This is a genomic window from Streptomyces sp. SCSIO ZS0520 (assembly GCF_025643355.1).
Classification (GTDB): Bacteria; Actinomycetota; Actinomycetes; order Streptomycetales; family Streptomycetaceae; genus Streptomyces; species Streptomyces physcomitrii.
Map to the genome: position 1 here is coordinate 5,755,720 of NZ_CP092644.1, position 22,094 is coordinate 5,777,813.

Consider the following 22,094-nt stretch of genomic DNA (forward strand, 5'->3'; position numbering starts at 1 on the left):
CGCTACGTTGGCCCCGTGGACAAGAAGAACGCCCTGCGCGCCGGAGCCCTGACCGCCGGTACGACGCTGATGATGCTGCTGATGACGGCCCCCGCGCTCGCTGCCACCCCGGACGACGGCGACGACCCGGGCGCCAAGCTGAGCGTCGTGGAGACGCTCGGCCTCTTCGTGGCCGCGCCGCTCGTGCTCTTCCTGGTGATCGCCGGACTGGTGATGGTGGGCGACAAGTCCCGCAAGCAGCAGAAGCAGAGCTGATCCGCGCCGTGTGACCGACCGAGGGCGTGGCCCGTACCCGAGCCCGGGTACGGGCCACGCCCTCGGCATGCTCGCGGGCCGGTCCGGATGCTCGCCTGCCGTCCGGACGCGCACGGGCCGATCGGATGCGCACGGGCCGATCCGGCCGGGCCCTCCGCCCGGGCCCTCCGCCCGGGCGCCGGGTCCGCCGAGGGCCCTCCCGGACGCCGACGGGCGGCCCCCTGCGCGGGGACCGCCCGTCTCGCGTCTCACACCGTCACGGCCGCGTCATGCCGCTGTGGCCCGCGTCATGCCGTCACGGCCGGACGGGCTCAGCGGGCGCTCGCCGCCGCGTCCGCCTCCTGGGCCCGCAGCGCGCGCTCCACGCCCGAGCGGGACTCCGAGACCAGCCGCCGCAGCGCCGCGTTCGGCCCGGCGGACTCCAGCCAGGCGTCGGTGGCCGCCAGGGTGGGCTGCTCGACCTGGACCGCCGGGTAGAGGCCGATCGCGATCTGCTGGGCCATCTCGTGCGAACGCGACTCCCAGACGTCCTTCACCACCGAGAAGAAGCGCTCGGTGTACGGGGCGAGCAGCTCGCGCTGGTCGGTCTGGACGAAGCCCGCGATGACCGCCTCCTGCACCGCGTTGGGGAGCTTGTCCGACTCCACCACCGAGGCCCAGGCCTCCGCCTTCGCCTCGTCGGTCGGCCGGGAGGCACGGGCCGTGGCCGCGTGCCGCTCGCCCGCCGCCGTGCGGTCCTTCTCGTACTCGGCGGTGATCTCCGGCTCGTCGAAGCGGCCCACCGCGGCGAGCCGCTGCACGAAGGCCCAGCGCAGCTCGGTGTCGACCACCAGGCCCTCGACGGTGTCGGTGCCGTCGAGGAGCTGCTCCAGGATGTCCAGCTGCTCGGGGGTGCGGGCGGTGGCCGCGAAGGCGCGGGCCCAGGCGAGCTGGTGGTCGCTGCCCGCCTCGGCGCCGCGCAGATGCGCGAGGGTCGCCTCGGTCCACCGGGCGAGCCCGGCCTCCCGCCAGTTGGGGTCCGCGTAGAGGTCGAGGGCGAGCTTGACCTGGCGGTGCAGCGACTGCACCACGCCGATGTCGGACTCCTTGGCCACCCCGGCGAGCACCAGGTCGAGGTAGGCGCGCGCGGGCAGTTCGCCGTCGCGGGTCATGTCCCAGGCGGAGGCCCAGCTCAGCGCGCGCGGCAGGGAGTCCGCGAAGTCGCCGAGGTGCTCGGTGACCACCCGCAGCGACTCCTCGTCGAGGCGGACCTTCGCGTACGAGAGGTCGTCGTCGTTGAGCAGGATCACCGCGGGGCGGCGGACGCCCACCAGCTGCGGGACCTCGGTGAGTTCGCCGTCCACGTCCAGCTCGATCCGGCCCGACTCGCCCTCGCGGCGCACCAGTTTGCCGCTCGCCTCGTCGAGGTCGTAGAGGCCGATCGCGATGCGGTGCGGGCGCAGCACCGGCTCGCCCTTGGCCCCGGCGGGCAGTGCGGGGGCCTCCTGCCGTACCGCGAAGGAGGTCAGCACGCCCTCCTCGTCGGTGGCGAGTTCGGGGCGCAGGATGTTGATGCCCGCGGTCTGCAGCCACTTCTGCGACCAGGTGGCCAGGTCCCGGCCCGAGGTCTCCTCCAGGGCGCCGAGCAGGTCGGAGAGGCGGGTGTTGCCGTAGGCGTGCCGCTTGAAGTAGCCCTGCACGCCGCTGAAGAACTCGTCCATGCCGACATAGGCGACGAGCTGTTTGAGCACCGAGGCGCCCTTGGCGTAGGTGATGCCGTCGAAGTTGACCAGGACGTCGTCGAGGTCGTTGATCTCGGCCATGATCGGGTGGGTGGACGGCAGTTGGTCCTGCCGGTAGGCCCAGGTCTTCATCGAGTTGGCGAAGGTGGTCCAGGCGTGCGGCCAGCGGCTGCCGGCGGCGTGGGCCTGGCAGGCGATGGAGGTGTAGGTGGCGAACGACTCGTTCAGCCACAGGTCGTTCCACCACTCCATGGTGACCAGGTCGCCGAACCACATGTGCGCCAGCTCGTGCAGGATGGTCTCGGCCCGCACCTCGTAGGCGGCGTCGGTGACCTTCGAGCGGAAGACGTACTGGTCGCGGATGGTCACCGCGCCCGCGTTCTCCATCGCGCCCGCGTTGAACTCCGGCACGAAGAGCTGGTCGTACTTGGCGAAGGGGTAGGCGTAGTCGAACTTCTCCTGGAACCACTCGAAGCCCTGCCGGGTGACCGCGAAGATCGCCTCCGCGTCGAGGTGTTCGGCCAGCGAGGGGCGGCAGTAGATGCCCAGCGGCACCGACTGGCCGTCCTTCTCGTAGCTGCTGTGCACCGCGTGGTAGGGCCCGACGATCAGCGCGGTGATGTACGAGGAGATGCGCGGCGTCGGCGCGAACGCCCAGACGTTGTCGGCCGGTTCGGGGGTCGGCGAGTTGGAGATCACCGTCCAGCCCTCGGGCGCCCGCACGGTGAACCGGAAGGTCGCCTTGAGGTCCGGCTGCTCGAAGGAGGCGAACACCCGCCGCGCGTCCGGCACCTCGAACTGCGTGTACAGATAGGCCTGTTCGTCCACCGGGTCGACGAAGCGGTGCAGCCCCTCACCGGTGTTGGTGTACGCGCATTCGGCGACCACCCGCAGCTCGTTGCCGCCCTCCTTCAGGTCCGCGAGGGCGATCCGGGAGTCGGCGAAGACCGCGGCGGGGTCCAGGGCCGCGCCGTTGAGGACCACCTCGTGCACGGCGGGCGCGACCAGGTCGATGAAGGAGGAGGCCCCGGCTTCGGCACTGTCGAAGCGGACGGTGGTCACCGACCGGTAGGTCCCGCCCTCCTGCGCACCCGAGAGGTCGAGATCGATCTCGTACGAGTCAATGGTGAGCAGCTTCGCCCGCTGCTGCGCCTCTTCACGGGTCAGATTGGTGCCGGGCACGCGGTCATCTCCTCGATGCGTCTTCTTCAGAGCGTCGTTCGTTCGGGGTCGGGTCCGTCACAGGTGACGTTCCGGCCATCCTTCCACGCGGACACCCTCCAAGACGATGTCCCCATAGGGCCGGTGAACAGGGGCGTACCCGAACGGGCGGGACTCATGACGCACCGCGGCACCCGGTACGCCCCGCTCCGGGACGCACCGGCCCCGGCTCAACGGCAGTCCACGTACTCCAGGTAGGCCCGCCCGCCGATCTCCGCGCCCCGGAAGCGCCCGGTGTACGTATAGCTGCCGACGAACCCGGCGCCGAGCCCGTAGGCGAAGTCGCCCCCGGTGGTGCCCTCGACGCTGAGCAGCTCCCGGCCCGCCTCGTCCTGGACCCGCCAGGCGAGGGTGCGCGGAAGCCGCATGGACCGGCCGTCGGGTGTAGCGCGCCCGGTGGCCTCGTAGGAGGTGATGTCGAGGGCGAAGCCGCGGGTGTGCACGGAGCCGTGGTCGTCGAGGGAGCGCAGGTAGACGGCGCGCTGGAGGGGGAAGCCGCCCGGGCCGAGCACCTCGACCAGCAGCGCCTGGGTGCGCTCGTCCAGGTTGAGCACGTGGTAGGTGAAGAGCCGCACCGGCACCTTGAGCCGCCGGGTGAGCGGCAGGCTGCGGGTGCCCGCGCCCGCCGCGTACTCGAAGGTGCACAGGCCCGCGATGTCCTGGTGGCGGCCGCCGTGCTCGATGCGGCCGCGGTAGCGCGCGAGCAGGCTCCAGTGCCGGTAGGTGCCGGGGAGGGCGGCGAAGTGGGAGGCGGTGCCGGTCACCTCGACGTCGAGTTCCACGGTGACGTCCGGGTGGGTCCGCCGGACGGTGAGCCGGGGCGGGGCCCCCTCGACGAGCAGCTCCTCGCCGAAGCGGAGCCGGCTGCCGTCCGCCCGGAAGTCGCAGTCCCGCGCGATGCTCTGCACCAGGAACTGCCCGGACTCCATCGAGGCGGTCGCGGAGACGGTGTACGCGGTGTCCTCGGGGGTGGTGGTGATCAGCCGGTCGTTGGCGAAGACGGTGACACCGGGCGTCCCGAGGATCGACATCACCCCGAAGAAGCGGTGCGGCTCCGGCAGGTCCGGGACCATCAGCCCGTAGTGCGCCCAGTTCCGCAGCCGTCCGGCGGGCGGCCGCATCGGGGTGCCGGGGGGAAAGGGGCGGCCGTTCAGGGATCCGGTCCGGTTCACCAGTGCGGTGAGCCGTTCCGGAAGCGGTCGCCGGGGACGGGTTCGCCGGGTGCTCATGGTGGTGGCCCTCCGCTTCCTCGCGCCTCGGGCCGAAGCAGCGCAGAGCAGCCCATAAGAGCCCGAAGTCCTCTGGGGAGAGCTAACTTACCCTAGGGTCAATTCGCTCGGCGGGCGGGTACGCGACGGGCCGCCACCCCCTCGCGGGAAGCGGCGGCCCGGTATGCGCGGGAGCCGGGGCCTCAGCCCTTCAGCTCCGCCGCCACCAGCTCCGCGATCTGCACCGCGTTGAGCGCGGCGCCCTTGCGCAGGTTGTCGTTGGAGAGGAAGAGCGCGAGGCCGTTCTCGACCGTCTCGTCGGCGCGGATACGGCCCACGTACGAGGGGTCCTTGCCCGCGGCCTCCAGCGGGGTCGGGATCTCGGAGAGGGCGACGCCGGGGGCGCCCGCGAGCAGTTCGTGGGCGCGCTCGACGCTCAGCGGCCGCGAGAAGCGGGCGTTGACCTGGAGCGAGTGGCCGGAGAAGACCGGCACCCGGACGCAGGTGCCGGAGACCTTCAGCTCCGGGATCTCCAGGATCTTGCGCGACTCGTGGCGCAGCTTCTGCTCCTCGTCGGTCTCGAAGGAGCCGTCGTCGACGATGCTGCCCGCGAGCGGCAGGACGTTGAAGGCGATGGGCCGCTGGTAGACGCCGGGCTCGGGGAACTCCACCGCCTCGCCGTCGTGGGTCAGCCGGTCGGCCTCGGCGGTGACCTTCTGCGCCTGGCCGTGCAGCTCGGCGACACCGGCGAGACCGGAACCGGAGACCGCCTGGTAGGTGGCGACGACCAGGGCTTCGAGCCCGGCCTCGGCGTGCAGCGGGCGCAGCACCGGCATCGCGGCCATGGTGGTGCAGTTCGGGTTGGCGATGATGCCCTTCGGGCGGTCGGCGACCGCGTGCGGGTTCACCTCGGAGACGACCAGCGGCACCTCGGGGTGGCGGCGCCAGGCCGAGGAGTTGTCGATCACGACCGGGCCCTGGGCGGCGACCTTCTCGGCGATCGCCTTCGAGGTCGCGCCGCCCGCCGAGAAGAGCACGATGTCCAGCCCCGAGTAGTCCGCGGTGGACGCGTCCTCGACGGTGACCGGAAGCCCCTTCCAGTCGATCGTCGACCCCGCCGAACGCGAGGAGGCGAACAGCCGCAGCTCCTCGACCGGGAAGTCCCGCTCCTGGAGGATCCCGCGCATGACTGTGCCGACCTGACCGGTGGCTCCGACGATTCCGACCCTCACGGGGACTCCTTCTCCTGCGGCCCGGGCCCGCGAACTGGGCCTTCGTACGTGTCCATGATGCGTATGTCCTGCGCCGACTTGTCCAATCCATTGTCCGGTCCCTGGGACACGTGACCTTCGGCACGCCGGGCTCGACGGGGGGTTCTCCCGCGATTCACCCGTGCGGAATTTCCCGGCCGCCGGGCGAACGTTCCGGCCGCCTGCCGCGTCGTAGGAGGGACGCACGGGGGAAAGCACGCAGGGGGAGGGGTGGCGCATTGCGCTGGGGGAAGGGCCGGGAGGCGGATCCGCTCGACGCCGCCCAGGAGAACCGGGTACGGGCCGTGCTGGTGCTGGGCGGGGTCCCGCGGTCGGAGGTGCCCGACGGGGTGCAGCAGGTCAGGCTGCGGCTCCTGGAGCGGGCCGCCCGCGGCCTCGAAGCGCCCCGGGACGTCTCGGCCTGGGCCGCGGTCGTCGCCTCCCATCTGGCGATGGACTGGCACCGGGCCCGCAGGCGCCAGGAGGGCCTCGGCGAACGCCTGGCCGCGCTCCGCCAGGAGCAGCAGCCCGCCGCCGACGAGCGCAGCCTGCTCTCGCTGGCCGTCGCCCGCGGCCTCGACGCGCTCACCGACCCCCAGCGCCAGGTGGTGGTCCTGCGCTTCTACGCCGACCTGCCGGTGCGCAGCATCGCCGAGGAGCTGGACCTGCCCGAGGGCACCGTGAAGAGCCGCCTGCACGCGGCGGTACGGGCCCTGCGCGTACGACTGCACGAGGACGAGGTGGTGTGACATGACCGGGAACGGCAGCCCCGCTCACGAGGGCGACTCGGCTCAGGGGGCCCACTCCGCCTCCGAGGAGCCTTCGGTGTCCGGGGCCTCTTCGGAGTCCGGGGCCTCTTCGGTCTCCGGGGGCCGCTCTGCTTCGGGGGCCGACTCGGTCTTCGGGGCCGATCCGGCTTTCGGGGCCGATCCGCTGATGGCCGCTCTCCTCGGGGAGCCGCCGGCCGACGAGGTCCGGGACGACGCGGGCTTCAGGGCCGAGCACGCGCGGGCGGTGGCCGACCTCGACCTGCTGCGGGAGGGGCTTGCGACCCTGGCGGAGGAACTGACGGGTGCTGCGGCCACCTCGTCCCCGTCTCCGTCCCGGTCCCTGTCCTCGGGTGCGGGTGCGGGTGCCGGTGCCGGTGCGGGTACGGCTGCGAGCGCGGGCGCACGGGAGCCCTCCGTGCCCCCGCGTGTGCCTCCGGTGCAGGCGCCCCCCGCGGCTTCCGCGCCCCCGCGCGCGGCGACCCCCGCGCCCCCGCGCGCGCACGCACCCGGGTGCCGGGCCCGGCGCCTGGTCCTCGGGCTGGCCGCCGCCTCGGCCGCCGTGGTGCTCGGCGTGGTCGGCCTCACCTCCCTCGGCGGCGGGGACCGCGAGGGGGCGGGCGACGCGGCGGACGTGCGGCGGCCGGAGGCGAGCGCCCCGGGTGCGGAGGGGCCGTCGGACCGGGACGGGGGATCCGCGGGCGGGGACCTGAGCCCCGAGGGGTACGTCGCCTGCGCCGGACTGATCGTCGAGGGCACCGTCCTGGAGGTGACGCCGGTTCCGGGCGGCCTGGAGGAGCGGGTGATCCTGGCGGCCGAGCGCTACTACAAGCCGGAGAGCGGCAAGCCGCGGGTCTCGTTCGTGATGGGGGTGAACGCCTCCTCGCGGCCGCGCGTCGGCGACCACGCGCTCATCGGGATCCCCCGGGGCGGTGCCACGCCCGACATCTGGTCGACCGGCAGCCGCGTCGCCGAGGAGCGCGCGTGGATCACGGCCGCGCTGCCGAAGGCCCGGAAGCTCGAGGGCATCTCCTGCGGGAGGTCGGGTCACACGTACTGATCTGCCCGACTGGGGAGCCGCCCCCGGACCCGATCGCCCCGTACGCAGCTGAAGTGCCTGAGACCCAAGGGGAGTTGGTGGGGCGGCCGGTTGACGATGCACGGTCCCGGCGGTGCGTGCGAGGATGGTCGCAGAGCCCCGATCGGCTCCTGGACGAGCGCGCCGTACCCAGCACACGACAAGACGGTGCCCGAGGTGCGGTCATGGCATGGGTCGTTCTGGTGTTGTCCGGAATGCTCGAAGCGGTCTGGGCGACAGCCCTGGGGAAGTCCGAGAACTTCAGCCGCCCGCTCCCGACGGCGGTGTTCGCCGTCGGCCTGGTGTTCAGCATGGCGGGACTCGCCCACGCTCTGCGGACGCTGCCGGTGGGAACCGGCTACGCGGTCTGGGTGGGCATCGGCGCGGTCCTCACCGCCGCGTACGCGATGCTCTTCGAGGGGGAGCCCGCCGGAGTGCTGAAGATCCTGCTGCTCGCGGGGATCATCGGCTGCGTGGCGGGTCTGAAGCTCGCTCACTGAGCCCGGCGGCGTCGGCCCGCCCCTGGCAGGGCTGTCCCGTGCGCAGGTTCCGGGCGGCGCCGCCGAGGACGGAGTCGAGCCGGTCCCGGGTGCCGAGCAGGTCGGCGATCTGGCGGTCGATGCGGTCCCGTTCCGAGGCGAGCCGGTCGAGCAGCTCCGGGGTGGCCTTGCCGTCCACGACGCACGGCAGGAGCTCGACGATCGTCCTGCTCGAAAGACCCGCGGCGTAGAGCTGCTGGATCAGCCGGATGCGGTCGACCGCGCTCTCCGGGTACTGCCGCTGCCCGCCGGCGCTGCGTTCCGCGCCGAGCAGGCTCTGCTCCTCGTAGTAGCGCAGCGCCCGGACGCTGACACCCGTCCTGGCGGCCAGTTCACCGATACGCATGGCGCCTCCCTCAGCCCTCGACCCTCACGTCTCAGCCCTTGACCCTCACGTCGACGTCAGGTTCTAGCGTAATCCGCGAGGGCTCCACCGCGACCGACCGGTGGCCCGGCGGAAGGACGTCCCCCCATGACCACCGAGAACCCCGCACCGACCTCATCCAGCCCCTCCACCTCATCCAGCCCCTCCACCTCATCCACCGCACCGAGCGCATCCACCGCACCGACCCCCTTGCCCCCGCCGACCGGCATCCCCGTCACGGCTCCCACGCCCGTCGTCTCCGTGAAGCCGCTCGTGCTGCCCGCGCCGGACCGCGGCGAGGACCTGCGGGTACGGGTCTCCGCGCCGGTGACCGGAGGCGGGCTGCCGATCGTGCTCTTCACCCACGGCTACGGCTCGTCCCTGGAGGGCTACGGCCCCCTGACCGACTACTGGGCCGCCCGCGGCTTCGCGGTGATCCAGCCCACCCACCTCGACTCCCGGACGGTGGGCCTGCCCGAGGGCGATCCCCGTACCCCGCGGATCTGGCGTCTGCGGTCGGCGGACCTGAGGCGGATCCTCGACGGGCTCGACGCACTGGAGGCCGCCGTCCCCGGACTCGGCGGCCGTCTCGACCGGAGCCGTGTCGCCGTGGCCGGGCACTCCTTCGGCGGCCAGACGGCGGGCACCCTGCTCGGCCTGCGCGTCCGGGATCCGGGGACCGCGGAGGCGCCGGACCTCTCCGATCCGCGCGTCAAGGCGGGGGTGCTGCTCGCCACGGCGGGCCGGGGCGGCACCGACCTGACCCCCTTCGCGGCCGAGCAATTCCCCTTCATGAACCCGGACTTCACGCATCTGACCACCCCCGCCCTGGTGGTCGCGGGCGACCGGGACGACTCCCCGCTGAGCGTGCGCGGACCGGAGTGGACGGCCGATCCGTACCATCTGAGCCCCGGCGCCGAGGGCCTGCTCACCCTGTACGGCGCGGAGCACTCCCTCGGCGGCATCCCCGGCTACGAGGCCGCCGAGACCACCGACGAGAACCCCGCCCGCCTCGCCCTCCTCCAACAGGTCACCTGGGCCTACCTCCGCCACGCCCTCGGCATCGACAGCTCCGGCTGGACGGCGGCGCGCCGGGCCCTGGAAGGGGGCACCCATCCGCTGGGCAGGCTCGACACCAAGGAGGGCGCGGGGCGGCGTCCGTGAGCCGGGTTCCCTCCGGCCGAGACCGGAGGGAACCAAGGACCGGAGGGCGAGCCGGAGCCCGGACGACGCCCTGGACTTCTACGCCCTGGACCTCTACGGGCAAGACCTCTACGCCCAGGACCTCTACGCGCAGGACCTCTACGGGCGCTCGTGGGCGGAGCCGTGGGCGACCGCCGGGGCCGGGCCCGCCGTCGCGCCGTTGTCGGTCTTGTAGACGGCGAACCAGTCCACGCTCATCCCCGCGCCGGAGGAGGTGTCGGCGGCCGGGGAGGTGCAGCCGCAGACCTTGTTCGGGTAGGAGCCGCCGATGGCCACGTCGAAGATGGCGAAGAAGCCGTGGTCGACCGCGGTCCGCCAGGTGGCCTCGGAGACCTGGTTCTGGTCGACCCGGTAGGTCTCCTTGCCGTCGAGGTAGAAGCGCAGCTGCTCGGCGGCGGCGTTCGTACGGTCGACGACGACGGAGTAGGTGTGGAACTCCGTCTGGCAGCCGTCGCAGGCCTGGAGGTCGCTGCTGATGCCGTCGGGGTCGTGGCACTCCCCGGCCCACTCACCGCAGTGGAAGGTGGTGGAGTGCTTGCTGAGGCCGTTGACGTCCTCCATGATGTCCAGCTCGCCGATGCTGGGCCAGTTGGTGGCCCCGACCGGCCGGGCGTCGGCGCCCATCGCCCAGAAGGCCGGCCAATACCCCAGCGCCTTCTCCGGGTTGGGCTGCTTGATGGAGGCGCTCATCTCCATCTGCCCGCCCTCCGGCGCGCCGAAGTCGGTGCGCTGGGTCTCCACCCGGCCCGAGGTCCAGTTGCCCGCGGAGTCCTTGATCGGCTTGATCACCATGTGACCCTCGCCGTCCTGGTAAACGTTGTCAGTGGAGTCCGTCGAGACCTCGATCTCGCCGGTGCCCCAGTTGGGCGCGCCGCCGGGATAGCCGGTGCCGATGTCGTAGAGCCAGTCGGCGCCGTTGAGGCGGCTGCCCGCGGCTCCCTCGAAGTCGTCGCTGAACATCGTCGACCAGCCGTCCGCGGGCGGCGGCACACTGGCCGCGGCGGAGCCGGTCAGGGCCGCGGGACCCACCAGCGCCGATACGGCGAGTCCGGTGAGCAGCAGCGTGGGAAGGCGACGGCCTCGCCGTCCCGAGGAAGAGCGCCGGAAGGTCCGGAACGTACGGTTCATGATGCCTGCTTTCGACGAGGGGGGACCTCTGCGGCGGCAAAGGAGGGTCGAGCCCTGCGGGGGTGCGGGAGCGATCCGGGGCAAGGCGGCGTCGGTGCATCAGGCGCCTCGACCACGTGGGGAGTGGAGCAGGGCGAGACGACTGTCGTGCAACTCCGCCCGCACCGTCAAGAGTTCGCGCTGCATTCAGCTCTTGAACATTGACCCGTTCGCCTCGTCGAAGGCTCTACGGCCAGTTCAGGGTGTTCCGTGCTCGGATGATGTCGTGGGGCACCGACTGAGAAAGAGACTTGAAGAACAACCAGGCGTCGGGCCGGATCTTCCTTACGACTGATGACGCCTCGTCTCGCGCTCCGCTGCGGCGAGAAAAGGCCCCTGGGCGCCCCCTGGGTGCCCTCTGAGCGCCCCTGGGCAGTCTCAACTCCCGCTCGGCGAAAGCCTCGTTGAACGCTCCAGTCCCCCGAGTCCCGCCCCCTCGCCAAGGGAAATCGCATGGCCCCCGAGTCGACGCCCCGGTACCGTCCGGTCCCCGGAGCCCCCCGGTTTTCCGGGCTCTCCGGCTGTCCGATTTCCTGAACTGCCCTACCGGCAGGCGGCGTTCGCAAGGCGGTGCTCATGACCAGTCGTCCGGTGACGACCACTCTCTGGCGTCCTACCGGTCCCGAAGAGCTCGCGCTCGTACGGGAGTCGGGGTGGCGGGCCTGGCCGCCGCGGTTGCCGGAGCAGCCGATCTTCTATCCGGTGCTCGACGAGGAGTACGCGGTCAAGATCGCGCGGGACTGGAATGTGAAGCACAGCGGGGCCGGGTTCGTGACGCGGTTCGAGGTCGAGTCGGCGTTTCTCGGGCGGTATCCGGTGCGGCAGGCAGGTGGGCGGACGATTCTCGAACTCTGGGTACCGGCCGAGGAGTTGGCGGAGTTCAACGCGCACATCGTGGGTGGGATCCAGGTGGTGCACGAGTTCCGCTGAGGGGCCGGTCGGCGGTCGGCTGCCGGGTGGGATTCAGCGGTCCTGGGAGTCGGGCCGGGAGTCGGGGCGGGAGCCGGGCCGGGCGGAGGACCCGGAGTTGAGCCGGGCCGCCTGGCGGGTCAGGTGGGCGCGTTCCGCGAGGTTGGGGGCCTGGTGGGCGGCCTCGGCGTAGAGGCGGGCCGCGGTCTTCAGGTCGCCGTCGCGTTCGTGGAGGTAGGCGGCGGCCGCGGTGTGGCGGGGCAGGGAGCGGTCGAGTTCCGCGAGGGCGGCGAGACCGGCGCGGGGACCGTCCGCCTCGCCCACCGCCACCGCGCGGTTGAGGCGGACCACGGGGCTGTCGGTCAGGCGCAGCAACTCGTCGTACCACTCCACGATCTGGACCCAGTCGGTCTCCTCGGCGGCGGGGGCGTCGGCGTGCAGGGCGGCGATGGCGGCCTGGGCCTGGAACTCGCCGAGCCGGTCGCGGGCGAGGGCGGTCTGGAGGATCCCGACGGCCTCGGCGATCGAGGCGGTGTCCCAGCGGCCGCGGTCCTGCTCGGCGAGCGGGACCAGGCTGCCGTCCGGGGCGGTGCGGCCGGCACGGCGGGCGTGGTGCAGGAGCATCAGGGCCAGCAGCCCCGCCACCTCGGGATGGTCGATGGCGGCGGCGAGTTGGCGGGTGAGGCGGATGGCCTCGGCGGCGAGGTCGAGGTCGCCGGAGTAGCCCTCGTTGAAGACCAGGTAGAGGACGCGGAGCACGGTGGCGACATCGCCGTGCCGGTCGAGGCGGACCCCGGAGACGGTGCGTTTGGCGCGGCTGATGCGCTGGGCCATGGTCGCCTCGGGCACCAGATAGGCCGCGGCGATCTGGCGGGTGGTGAGTCCGCCGACGGCGCGCAGGGTGAGCGCGACCGCGGAGGAGGGGGTCAGGGAGGGGTGGGCGCACAGGAAGTAGAGCTGGAGGGTGTCGTCCGCCGAGGGGGCGGGGCCCGGCGCGGGCTGCTCGTCGAGCAGGTCCTCACGGCGGCGGCGGGCGCTGTCCGCCCGTACCGCGTCGAGGAATTTGCGCCAGGCCACCGTGACCAGCCAGCCCTTGGGGTCCCGCGGCTGCGCCCCGGGCCAGCCGCGGACCGCTTCGAGCAGGGCCTCCTGTACGGCGTCCTCGGCCGCCGCGAAGTCCGCCCCGCGGCGTACGAGGATCCCGAGCACCTGCGGGGTGAGGCTCCGGAGCAGGGCTTCGTCCACCACCTGGCCGGCTCCGTCCGTCCGGCCGTCTTCGGCCACTCGACCGCCGTCGGCTACTCGACCGCCGTCAGGCACTTGACCTCCCTCGGTCACCGGGCCGGGTTCTGCTACCTGACCGGGTTCTGCCGCCTGACCGGGTTCTGCCACTCGGCCGGGCTCTGCCACTCGGCCGGGTTCTGATGCTTGGCCGGGCTCTGCCGCCTGCCCCGCCTGCTCTTCCTTCTCCACCCGCCCCGCCCCCCTCATCTGTCCCGCTCGGGCGTCTCTCGGGGAGGGCCGTACCGCCCTCCCCGACCCGCACCCTCTCAGTGGCAGTCCGTGTTGGGCGCGGCCGCGAGGAAGGGGCGGAGTTCCAGCCACTCGTGGATCGGCTTGCCGCCTGCTCCGGGGGCGGCGGAGAGTTCCCCGGCGAGTTCGACGGCGCGTTCGTGGCTGTCGACGTCGATCACCATCCACCCGGCGATGAGGTCCTTGGTCTCCGCGAAGGGGCCGTCGGTGACCGGCGGGCGGCCCTCGCCGTCGTAGCGGACCCAGCTGCCCTCGGGGGCGAGCGCCTCGCCGCCGACGTACTCGCCGGTCTCCTCAAGCCGGGTGGCGAAGTCCCGCATGTACTGGATGTGGGCCGTGACCTCCTCGGGGGTCCACTTGTCCATCGGGACGTCGTTGGCCGGGGCCGGGGCGCCGCGGTAGTGCTTGAGAAGCAGGTACTTGGCCATGATGGTTCTCCTCGGTACTGGTGCGGGCCATTGTGGCCGCGCGCACCCCGGGGACGGAGCCGCTCGGCGGTTCTCGACATCGCCGCGGAAGATTTCCCGGAGTTTTTTCGCCCGGGCGGTCGAGCCCGCTTCCCGCACCCGTCCGGAGCGCCCCGCACCCGCCTGGAGCGCCCCGTACACGCGGGAGCGCCCCGTCCGCCGAAGCGGACGGGGCGCCCTCGGAGCCGTACCCGGGGTCGGGTCAGTTACGGGGTGACCTTCTCGATCTCCACGCTGCCGACTCCGGCGACCGTGCCGCGGCCGTTCAGGAGCTGGACCTCACCGAAGAAGGTGCGGCCCTCGGGGGCGGCGGCGTTGGCGGTGACCTCGGCGGTGACCTCGGTGGACTTGCCGCTGCCGAGCTTGACCGGCTTGCCGTCCACGGTGACCTTGCCGAGCGCGCCGGAGAAGAACACGTCGTGGTAGTCGTACTCGGTGGCCCCGGAGGGGATCGCGTAGCCGAGGACCTCGACGGTGTAGGTGCCGGCGGCCGGCTTGCTGATGCTCACCGACTCCTCGGAGTCGCCGTCCGCGGAGGTGGCGACTTCCTCGCCGTCCTTGAGGACCGCGAGGTCGAGGTCGGCGGCGGTGTCCGAGACCCCGCCGATGGCGACGTCGAGGCGGTCGGCGCCCTCGGGCACCACGACCTCGGTGGTCACCGTCTGGCCCGGCTTGATCGTCGGACGGTCCGCCTTGGAGGAGCCGAGCGGGCCGCCCTGGAGCTTGCCGTCGACGGCGGCGAACTTGTTCGTCACCTTCCAGGTCACCGGAGTGGCCTTGCCCACCTTGGCCTCGGCGACCTTCTGCACGGCCGGGTCGAAGGCCGCGCCGAGCACCGAGACGCCGAGCTGGTACGGGTTGTCGAGCAGCGGCGAGGTGCGGCGCGACTCCAGCTCGATCTCCCAGACGCCGGGCTGCGGGTCCGCGTAGGAGCGCAGGTCCGGGCGGCAGGTGTTGTCCGGGTTCTCGTAGTTGGCGTAGCACAGCGGCGTCGAGGTGTCGTCGGACGGGACGCCGTAGGGGTGGATCGCGATGAAGCGGGTCTGGCTCTTGCCCTTCAGGCCGCCCAGGGCCACTTCGAGGTTCTTGGCGCCCTCGGGGACGTTCACGAAGTACGAGCGGGTGCTGTTGCGCTGGACCGAGCCCTTGGCGGAGAAGCCGTAGTCGGGCTTGGTGAGCGCGGCCGAGACCACGACGGTCGACAGGATCTGCTGGTCGATGCCCGGGGTGCGGTTGTCGTCGACGTCGAGGATGGCGCTGTGCACCCCGGCCGACGTGGGCTTCGCCTGGATCTTGACGGTGACCGTCTTGTTCAGCGGCAGCTTGACGACGTCGTCGCCCACGATCTTGAACGTGCCGTCGTTGTTGCGCAGTTCGAGGTTGTGGTAGACGGTCCGGTCCGGGCCCGAGGTGCGGGTGACCTGCACCGCGTACGTCTTCTTCTGCCCGGCCTTGAGGCCGCCCTCGCGGTCGTAGAGGCCGGTGCCGAAGCCCGGCTCCTTGAGGAACTGGTCGATGGCGGTGTCGACGGGCGCGCGGACGGTGAAGTCGTGGGCGGCGACGCCCTTCTTCACGTTCTTCCAGGCGCCGACGATGTCGATCCGGCCGGCGCCCTGGGCGTAGGCCTGCTCACCGGGGATGCGCTTGGCGGTGGAGGTCAGCGCGGTGCGCAGCTTCGCCGGGGTCAGCTCGATGTGCAGCTGCTTGGCGGCGGACAGGAGCAGCGCCGAGGCGCCCGCGGCCTGCGGCGAGGCCATCGAGGTGCCCTGGAGCATCGAGTACCCGGCGGGCAGCTGGTACCCGGCCTCGGCGACCGGGGAGCCCGGCAGCCAGGTCTGGGTGGTGTTGATCGCGGCGCCGGGGGCGCTGATCGTGGGCGTGAAGCCGCCGTCCTCGCGCGGGCCGCGGGAGGAGAAGGGCATCAGGGCGTACTTCTTGGCCACGCCGGAGCCGTAGTTCGCGGCCCAGGTCTCCTTGGAGATGGCGGCGCCGACCGAGATCACCTTGTCGGCGAGGCCGGGGTCGCCGATGGTGTTCACGCCCGGGCCCTCGTTGCCCGCGGAGATCACCAGCTGGACGTCGTAGGTGTCGATCAGGCGCTTGTACAGCTCGGCGCGGGCGTTGTTGCCGTCGTTGAGCGCCGGGAGGCCGCCGATCGACATGTTGACGATGTCGACGCCGCGGTTGGTGACCAGGTCGATCATGCCCTCGGTGAGCGCGACGTTGGTGCAGCCGCCGCTCCAGGTGCAGGCCCGCGAGGAGACCAGCTTGGCGCCGGGGGCCGCGCCGTTCATCTTGCCGCCGAAGAGGCCGTTGGCCGCGGTGATGCCCGCGACGTGGGTGCCGTGCTCGGACTCGATGACGCCGATGTTGACGAAGTCGGCCTTCTTGCCGACCCAGTCGCCGCCGTACGGGTCGGTCGGCACGTCCTTGCGGATCTCGACCACGAAGGGGACCCGCTCGACGACCTCGGTGCCCGGGTCGTCCTCGCCGAAGTAGGAGACCTGGAAGCCGTCCTTGTAGGGCTTGAGGACCTTGTCGTTCGAGAAGTCGCCGTCGTTGTCCAGGTCGACGCGGACGGTACCGGCGGCCGGGTCGTAGAGCAGGCCCCAGGTGTCGGTGGTGTCGCCGTCCCGGTTGAGGTCGCCCTTGGCGTCGCCGCCCTTGGTCGCGGCCTCGCTGAAGATGCTGATCTGGTACGCGCCCTCGGGCGCCTTCCAGCTGCGGCCGTTGAAGGTGAAGGAGGGCCCGGTGACCGGGTTGGTCATCCGGCGCCAGGTGCCGTCGGCGTCCACGATCGGGTCGGTGGCGGTCACCCAGTCGGTGATCTTGCGCTCGCCGGTGCTGGTCTTGCGCAGCGCCGGGTGGCCGAGGTCCACGCCCGAGTCGAGGATGCCGATGGTGGTGCCCCGGCCGTCGTACTTCGGGTGCTTGGCGACGAAGTCCACCGCACCGGTCTCGAAGGACGGGTTGTACGGGTTCTTCGCGGGCGTCTTCTTGCCGGGCGCCGCATAGCCGCCCTTCGCCGCGCGGGCCGCGCCCTCGGCGCGGTCGCCGGCCGGGGTCGGGTCGTCCAGCTCGATCTCGTGGCGCAGGTCGATGCCGTGCACCGAGGACAGCTTCGCGGCCGCCTTGATCGCGGCCTCGGCGCCGGAGGTGGGCACCGTGGCCCGCACATAGCCGAGCTTGTCGTAGGTGCGGCCGACCGAGCCGCCCTTGACGGCGTCGAGCTGGTCCGCGACCCGCTCGGTGGCGCCCGGGGCGGTGGCGATCATCATCGTGATGTTCTTGGTGCCGGACGCCTTCGCGTCGGCGAGGAGGTCGGCGTCCGCGGCGCCGAGCTTGGCGCTCGCCGACTTGGCGGCGGGGTCGGCCGCCGGTGCCGGGTCCGCGGAGAAGGCCAGCGGAGCGGGTCCGGCGGCCGCGAGGGCCGCCGTGAGTCCGGCGGCCATGGCTATGCGCGCCGCGCGTCTCGCACCTGGTCTCGGTGCGGGCTGAGGGTCGGAGGTCATCATCATCCCTGTGAGGTAAGGATCCGCGACGATCAAGAGAGATCGGAAGTGCCCGGAATACGTGCCCGGATGACCGCTCAGCTTTATGGATCCGGCCGGGCTTTGGGGAGAAATGCCCGGGCCGGGATACGCGGTGGCGTACTTCCGCCATACGCCATGAGGGACAAAGAGCATCACATGTGTATCTTTCCTCACGGGTACGGATGTCGCCCGAGCCCCATCCATGCGGTGCGCGGGGCGACTTGGACGGTTCCCTCACGGCGTCTGCGCGTCTCCCTCACCTCCGGAATGCGAGATTCCGGTGTTCCGGGCGGTCACCGGCACCCCTTCGCCCCGCATACCGGAGGAGGCGCACCCGGCCCCCGGAACCGGCCCGTACCCCGCCGGATGAACGCCCGGTGACCGTCCGCCCTCGCGCACCCGAGGCGCGGATGGCCGCCCGGCGGACGCCGTGATCCACGTACGCGGATGGGTGTCGGGCGTTGCCGCCGCGTTCACGCGGCGGCCATCGCACTTGCGAACCATCGCTGGTGAGCGGGGAGTCCACCGCCCCGCGACCACCGCTGATGCGTTCGCACCCGGGGAGAACCGCGCATGCCGCGCAATGGCTCTGGCACAGGAATCGACCGTCGCACCCTGCTCGCCTCCGGCGGCGCCCTCGCCGTCACCGCGGGCGTCGCGGGCTACGCCCTCGGCCCGGGCAGCTCCCGCGCCACCGCGGGCCCGCCGCCCGCCGCCTCCCGTCCCGCCCCGGCGGCGCCGCTCGCCCCGTACCGCCGCGGGACCACCCTCGACAGCGTCGCCGCGCCCCGCGGCGCGGGACCCGGCTACCGGCGGCTCGGCCCGGGCCCGGGCTGGGAGCGGGTGGTGCGCGAGGAGCTGGCCGCGCCCGGCGCCCGGCGCACCGAACGCCGCACCGCCCTCGCCTCCTTCGTGCAGTTCACCGATCTGCACCTGGTCGATGTGCAGCACCCGCTGCGCTACGAGTACCTGCGCGCGCAGACCGCGAGCGCCTGGCGGCCGCAGGAGGCCCTCTCGGTGGCGGGCGCCATCTCCCTCGTCGAGCGGGTGAACGCGCTGCGCGGCGCACCGGCCACCGGCTCCCCGCTGCACTTCGTGATGACCACCGGCGACAACACCGACAACAACGCCCGCAGCGAACTCGACTGGTTCCTCACCGCGATGAGCGGCGGACGGCTCACCCCCAACACCGGTGACCCGCGCCGCTACGAGGGCGTGCAGGACAGCGGCCTGAAGCTCTACTGGCAGCCCGGCGACGAACTGCGCGACGCCGACAAGGCGCAGGGCTTCCCCCGCCTGGACGGCTTCCTGGACGCCGCGATCCGGGAGCTGAACAGCCCCGGCCTGAACCTGCCCTGGTACTCCACGGTCGGCAACCACGACCAGCTCCCCGGCGGCTGCTACGCCCCGCGCGACTCCTTCTGGGCCGAATACGCCGTCGGCGACCGGAAGGTGATGACCCTGCCCGGCGAGCAGGGCGCCGCTCTGTGGAACACCGTCAAGAAGGGCGGCGACCCGACCGGCGAGCTCTACAAGGAGCTGCTGCGCTCCCGCCCCGCCGGAATGCGCCGCGTCACCCCCGACGAACGCCGCGCCCCCTTCACCCCCGAGGAGTACGTACGGGCCCATCTGCGCGCGGAGTTCACCGGGCCCGGGCCGCACGGCCACGGCTACACCGAGGCCAATCTGGCCGAGGGCACGCAGTTCTACACCTTCCGGGTCGCCGAGGGCGTGCTCGGCATCAGCCTGGACTCCACCGACCCGGGCGGCCACTACGAGGGCTCCCTCGGCAGCGCCCAATTCACCTGGCTGAGCCAGCAGTTGACGGCGCACAAGGACGAGCACGTCCTGGTCTTCAGCCACCACACCAGCAAGTCGATGCGCAATCTGCGCCCCGATCCCGCGCGGGCGGGCGAACGGCGGCACAGCGGCGCCGAGTTGGTGGAGCTGCTGCGCGGCCACCGCAACGTCCTCGCCTGGGTGAACGGCCACAGCCACAAGAACGCCATCACCCCGCACGGCAGCTTCTGGGAGATCTCCACCGCCTCGCACGTGGACTTCCCGCAGCTGGCCCGCATCATCGAGATCGCCGACAACCACGACGGCACCCTCTCGCTGTTCACCACCCTCATCGAGTCGGCGGCCCCGCAGCGCACCGACTTCGCCGACCTCTCCCAGTCCGGACTCGCCGCCCTCTACCGGGAGTTGGCCTTCAACGCCCCCGGCGCCCGCACCACCCTCTTCGGCGCCCCGGGCGACCGCAACACCGAACTCCTGCTGCGCAAGGGCTGACTCCCGCCCCACCCGACCGTACGATCACGCCGAATGGCGCGAATTCGCTCAACCCCCGGGGCGTGCTCAACCCGGGCCGGTCCGGCGGGGTTTGCCCCCGTGAGGGCCCCGCACGGCGGGCCCGGGCCTCGGGGGACGAGGCCGCACGGGGACTACGGGGAGAGCAGGGACACGAGATGGCAGTACGGAAGACAGCGGCCTGCGCGATGGTGGCGGCGCTGGCCGCGGGGGCGCTGGCGATACCCGCCTCGGCCGCACCGGGCGCCGGACAGGCGGGCGGCGGCCACGAGGCGACCCGCGCGGCACTGGAGAAGACGGTCGAGGCGGGGGTGCCCGGTGTGACCGCCGGGGTCCGCGAGGACGGCACCCGCTGGAAGGCCGGGGTGGGCACCGGCGATCTGCGCACCGGGGAGCCGCGCGGGGCCGAGGACCACTACCGGGTGGGCAGCATCAGCAAGACCTTCACCGCGACCGTGCTGCTGCAACTGGAGGCCGAGGGCCGCATCAGCCTCGACGACACGGTGGAGAAGTGGCTGCCGGGCGTGGTCCGCGGTCACGGGCACGACGGCGGCAGGATCACCGTGCGGCAGCTGCTCAACCACACCAGCGGGGTCTTCAACGTCACCGAGGACCCGCAGTTCGTGCGGGAGTTCTTCTCCACCGAGTTCCTGAAGAACCGCTACCGCACCGTGACCGCCGCCGAGCAGGTGGCCCTCGCCATGCGGCACGCCCCCAGCTTCGAGCCCGGCACCGGCTGGCGGTACTCCAACACCAACTACACCCTCGCCGGGATGATCGTGGAGAAGGTCACCGGCCGCGGCTACGCCGAGGAGATCCGCCGCCGCATCATCGAGCCGCTGCATCTGCGCGGCACCCGCTCACCCGGCACCGACCCGCGCCTGCCGGGCCCGCACGCCCGCGCCTACTCCAAGCTCTCCAACGATCCGAACGCCACCAAGACCTACGACGTGACCGCGCTCAACCCCTCCCTCGCGGGCGCCGCGGGCGACATGGTCTCCGACTCGGCCGACCTGAACCGCTTCTACTCCGCCCTGCTCGGCGGACAGCTGCTGCCGAAGAAGCAGCTGGCCGAGATGAAGGACACCGTCTCGACCGGCGACGAGCACCCCGGATACCGCTACGGACTCGCGCTCATCGAGCAGAAGCTGAGCTGCGGGGTCACCCTCTACGGCCACGACGGCGGCATCCACGGCTCCACCTCCACCGCCGTCACCACGGCGGACGGCACGCACGCGCTCGCCATGAACCTCAACGGGGACTGGGCGGGCGACAGCGCCCCGGTCCTGGAGGCGGAGTTCTGCGAGGACTGAGCCGACGGCCGGGCGCGCGGGGGCGGTCGGTTCGCCCGCCCCTTCGCGCCCACCCGCCGCCCCGCGCTCACCGGGGCAGCACGACCACGTACGGCACCGGCTCCCGGTCCGCCGAGGCGAGCAGGGCGGTGCGGACCACCGCGGCCTGCCGGGCGGGGTGCTCGCGCAGCAGGCCAGGGTCGGCGTGCACCACCGCGATGCCCAGGCGCTCCAGATGCTCGCGCTCGACGCCGGGCACCGACCGCACGGTGCCCTCGGCGGGCGGGGCGCTCCTGGCCGGGGCGGCGGTGCGCAGCTCCAGGGCGACCGCGTGATCGGGCCAGTAGGCGTCCACGCCGCCGAGGTGGGGGCCGCCCGGCAGGCGCAGGTCGACGTTCCACAGCGGGTCCGGCAGGCCCTGCTCGCGGACCATCCGGTACAAGCGGTGCTCGGCGTGGGTGCGGCCCTCGGCGAGCAGCGCGTCCACCGCCTCGGTCACATGGGGGCGCCCGAGCAGCCGGGCCCGCGTCAACTCCCGTACCAGCTCGGAGGCTTCGGCGTGGCCCTCGCGTACCGCCTCGGTGAGCAGGGCGCGCACCAGCGCCCCGTCGCCGAGCCGGGCCACCGCGTCGGCCGCCGCCCGGGCGACCGGCGCGAGCGGCACCCCGCCGACCACCACCGCCCCCGGCATCCGATGGGTGCGCACCAGCCGGACGCAGCCGGTGGAGCGCAGCCTGCGGCCCCGGGGGACGAGGACGTCGAGGCGGTCGAGGGAGGCCGGCGGCGGCGCCGAGGCGAAGCCGTGGCAGGCGAGCGCGGCGAGCCCGGTGAGGGCCGCCTCCCCGAAGCGGTCCGCGGCGGCGGGCTGGGCCGGCACCGACTCGGCGGAGCCGCGCGGCGCCCGGCCCGCGTAGAGCAGCACCGCCTGCAGGCGCTCCGCACCGGTCGGCGGCCCGGTGTGCAACAGGAAGACGCCCGGGAGGAGTTGGCGCCAGGGACCCTCGGGGCGGCACTGCTCGGCGGCCTCGGCGGCGCTCACCCCGTGCGCCCGCAGCTCGGCGGCGGTCAGCACCCGGCTGCGGCTGTCGGTGAGATGGCGCAGCGGGTGGGGCGAGAGCGGGAGCCGGGTGCCGTGCGGCGGCGTCGGATTGTGGTTCATGCCCGCCAGCTTCCCGGTGGCCGGTGCCCCGCTAACCGGTGTTACAGCCCCGTCGGCAAACCGGGACATCACTCCCGAAGGGGGCAGGAGTTCGAGCCGGGCACGGGGATTCGGGCAC

The 22,094-nt window shown here is 72.7% G+C and carries 17 protein-coding genes and 1 riboswitch; of the genes, 8 read left to right on the top strand and 9 right to left on the bottom strand.

What is annotated here, in order from left to right; genetic code table 11:
- Positions 1 to 15: 15 nt before the first annotated feature.
- A complete protein-coding gene (locus tag MID12_RS22945; protein WP_040253556.1) occupies positions 16 to 255 on the top strand; it encodes a hypothetical protein in 240 nt (79 codons plus the stop codon).
- Positions 256 to 566: 311 nt separating this feature from the next.
- Here MID12_RS22945 and pepN read toward each other — a convergent pair whose 3' ends face one another.
- From pepN to MID12_RS22960, 3 genes are all read right to left on the bottom strand, one after another.
- Positions 567 to 3,158, bottom strand: coding sequence for an aminopeptidase N (gene pepN / locus MID12_RS22950; RefSeq protein WP_263170425.1), 2,592 nt, complete (start codon positions 3,156 to 3,158; stop codon positions 567 to 569).
- Positions 3,159 to 3,367: 209 nt separating this feature from the next.
- A complete protein-coding gene (locus MID12_RS22955) occupies positions 3,368 to 4,426 on the bottom strand; it encodes a DUF6670 family protein (protein WP_263170428.1) in 1,059 nt (352 codons plus the stop codon).
- Between the two features lie 182 nt (positions 4,427 to 4,608).
- Positions 4,609 to 5,637 carry an aspartate-semialdehyde dehydrogenase gene (locus tag MID12_RS22960; protein WP_040253563.1) on the bottom strand — a complete coding sequence of 343 codons (1,029 nt, stop codon included), beginning with the start codon at positions 5,635 to 5,637 and terminating at the stop codon, positions 4,609 to 4,611.
- A 257-nt stretch (positions 5,638 to 5,894) separates the two neighbouring features.
- Here MID12_RS22960 and MID12_RS22965 point away from each other — a divergent pair, with 257 nt between their 5' ends.
- The 3 genes from MID12_RS22965 to MID12_RS22975 all read left to right on the top strand — a co-directional run bounded on the left by MID12_RS22965 (position 5,895) and on the right by MID12_RS22975 (position 8,000).
- Positions 5,895 to 6,404 (top strand): RNA polymerase sigma factor, encoded by a 510-nt coding sequence (locus MID12_RS22965; RefSeq protein WP_263170431.1) that lies wholly within the window; start codon positions 5,895 to 5,897, stop codon positions 6,402 to 6,404.
- 76 nt (positions 6,405 to 6,480) lie between these two features.
- A complete protein-coding gene (locus tag MID12_RS22970; RefSeq protein WP_263170433.1) occupies positions 6,481 to 7,482 on the top strand; it encodes a hypothetical protein in 1,002 nt (333 codons plus the stop codon).
- 130 nt (positions 7,483 to 7,612) lie between these two features.
- Positions 7,613 to 7,675, top strand: a riboswitch (guanidine-III (ykkC-III) riboswitch).
- Between the two features lie 10 nt (positions 7,676 to 7,685).
- Complete coding sequence (locus MID12_RS22975; protein WP_263170435.1) at positions 7,686 to 8,000, top strand: DMT family transporter; 315 nt, start codon at positions 7,686 to 7,688, stop codon at positions 7,998 to 8,000.
- On the opposite strand, the gene MID12_RS22980 is transcribed toward MID12_RS22975, so the two are convergent.
- The gene (locus tag MID12_RS22980; RefSeq protein WP_263170437.1) at positions 7,963 to 8,385 is read right to left on the bottom strand and encodes a MerR family transcriptional regulator; all 423 of its coding nucleotides are present in this window, start codon (positions 8,383 to 8,385) and stop codon (positions 7,963 to 7,965) included. The genes MID12_RS22975 and MID12_RS22980 overlap by 38 nt on opposite strands.
- 279 nt (positions 8,386 to 8,664) lie before the next feature.
- Here MID12_RS22980 and MID12_RS22985 point away from each other — a divergent pair, with 279 nt between their 5' ends.
- Complete coding sequence (locus MID12_RS22985; RefSeq protein ID WP_263170439.1) at positions 8,665 to 9,567, top strand: alpha/beta hydrolase family protein; 903 nt, start codon at positions 8,665 to 8,667, stop codon at positions 9,565 to 9,567.
- 138 nt (positions 9,568 to 9,705) lie between these two features.
- On the opposite strand, the gene MID12_RS22990 is transcribed toward MID12_RS22985, so the two are convergent.
- On the bottom strand, positions 9,706 to 10,734 hold the full coding sequence (locus MID12_RS22990) for a glycoside hydrolase family 16 protein (protein ID WP_078845197.1): 1,029 nt from the start codon (positions 10,732 to 10,734) through the stop codon (positions 9,706 to 9,708).
- 615 nt (positions 10,735 to 11,349) lie between these two features.
- Here MID12_RS22990 and MID12_RS22995 point away from each other — a divergent pair.
- On the top strand, positions 11,350 to 11,703 hold the full coding sequence (locus MID12_RS22995) for a hypothetical protein (RefSeq protein ID WP_040258191.1): 354 nt from the start codon (positions 11,350 to 11,352) through the stop codon (positions 11,701 to 11,703).
- A 33-nt stretch (positions 11,704 to 11,736) separates the two neighbouring features.
- Here the strand turns inward: MID12_RS22995 and MID12_RS23000 are convergent, their stop codons facing one another.
- From MID12_RS23000 to MID12_RS23010, 3 genes are all read right to left on the bottom strand, one after another.
- Positions 11,737 to 12,927, bottom strand: coding sequence for an RNA polymerase sigma factor (locus MID12_RS23000; protein WP_052483230.1), 1,191 nt, complete (start codon positions 12,925 to 12,927; stop codon positions 11,737 to 11,739).
- A 305-nt stretch (positions 12,928 to 13,232) separates the two neighbouring features.
- Entirely contained in the window at positions 13,233 to 13,643 is a 411-nt protein-coding gene (locus MID12_RS23005) for a YciI family protein (RefSeq protein ID WP_040253569.1), read from the bottom strand.
- A gap of 245 nt (positions 13,644 to 13,888) precedes the next feature.
- A complete protein-coding gene (locus MID12_RS23010) occupies positions 13,889 to 17,194 on the bottom strand; it encodes a S8 family serine peptidase (protein WP_263170445.1) in 3,306 nt (1,101 codons plus the stop codon).
- 594 nt (positions 17,195 to 17,788) lie between these two features.
- Between MID12_RS23010 and MID12_RS23015 the strand changes: the two genes are divergently transcribed.
- Together MID12_RS23015 and MID12_RS23020 are read left to right on the top strand one after the other, a co-directional pair.
- Positions 17,789 to 19,507 carry a TIGR03767 family metallophosphoesterase gene (locus MID12_RS23015; protein WP_263170447.1) on the top strand — a complete coding sequence of 573 codons (1,719 nt, stop codon included), beginning with the start codon at positions 17,789 to 17,791 and terminating at the stop codon, positions 19,505 to 19,507.
- A 176-nt stretch (positions 19,508 to 19,683) separates the two neighbouring features.
- Positions 19,684 to 20,838, top strand: a complete 1,155-nt coding sequence (locus MID12_RS23020) for a serine hydrolase domain-containing protein (protein ID WP_263170449.1) — start codon at positions 19,684 to 19,686, stop codon at positions 20,836 to 20,838.
- Between the two features lie 67 nt (positions 20,839 to 20,905).
- On the opposite strand, the gene MID12_RS23025 is transcribed toward MID12_RS23020, so the two are convergent.
- Complete coding sequence (locus MID12_RS23025) at positions 20,906 to 21,976, bottom strand: hypothetical protein (RefSeq protein WP_263170450.1); 1,071 nt, start codon at positions 21,974 to 21,976, stop codon at positions 20,906 to 20,908.
- Positions 21,977 to 22,094 lie beyond the last annotated feature (118 nt).

Bases quoted from the DNA above. Each gene is read 5' to 3' on its own strand.
- MID12_RS23010 (WP_263170445.1), bottom strand. From the start codon at position 17,194: ATGACCTCCGACCCTCAGCCCGCACCGAGACCAGGTGCGAGACGCGCG.
- MID12_RS23005 (WP_040253569.1), bottom strand. From the start codon at position 13,643: ATGGCCAAGTACCTGCTTCTCAAGCACTACCGCGGCGCCCCGGCCCCG.
- MID12_RS22955 (WP_263170428.1), bottom strand. From the start codon at position 4,426: ATGAGCACCCGGCGAACCCGTCCCCGGCGACCGCTTCCGGAACGGCTC.
- MID12_RS22980 (WP_263170437.1), bottom strand. From the start codon at position 8,385: ATGCGTATCGGTGAACTGGCCGCCAGGACGGGTGTCAGCGTCCGGGCG.
- MID12_RS23025 (WP_263170450.1), bottom strand. From the start codon at position 21,976: ATGAACCACAATCCGACGCCGCCGCACGGCACCCGGCTCCCGCTCTCG.
- MID12_RS23020 (WP_263170449.1), top strand. From the start codon at position 19,684: ATGGCAGTACGGAAGACAGCGGCCTGCGCGATGGTGGCGGCGCTGGCC.
- MID12_RS22990 (WP_078845197.1), bottom strand. From the start codon at position 10,734: ATGAACCGTACGTTCCGGACCTTCCGGCGCTCTTCCTCGGGACGGCGA.
- MID12_RS22995 (WP_040258191.1), top strand. From the start codon at position 11,350: ATGACCAGTCGTCCGGTGACGACCACTCTCTGGCGTCCTACCGGTCCC.
- MID12_RS22975 (WP_263170435.1), top strand. From the start codon at position 7,686: ATGGCATGGGTCGTTCTGGTGTTGTCCGGAATGCTCGAAGCGGTCTGG.
- MID12_RS23015 (WP_263170447.1), top strand. From the start codon at position 17,789: ATGCCGCGCAATGGCTCTGGCACAGGAATCGACCGTCGCACCCTGCTC.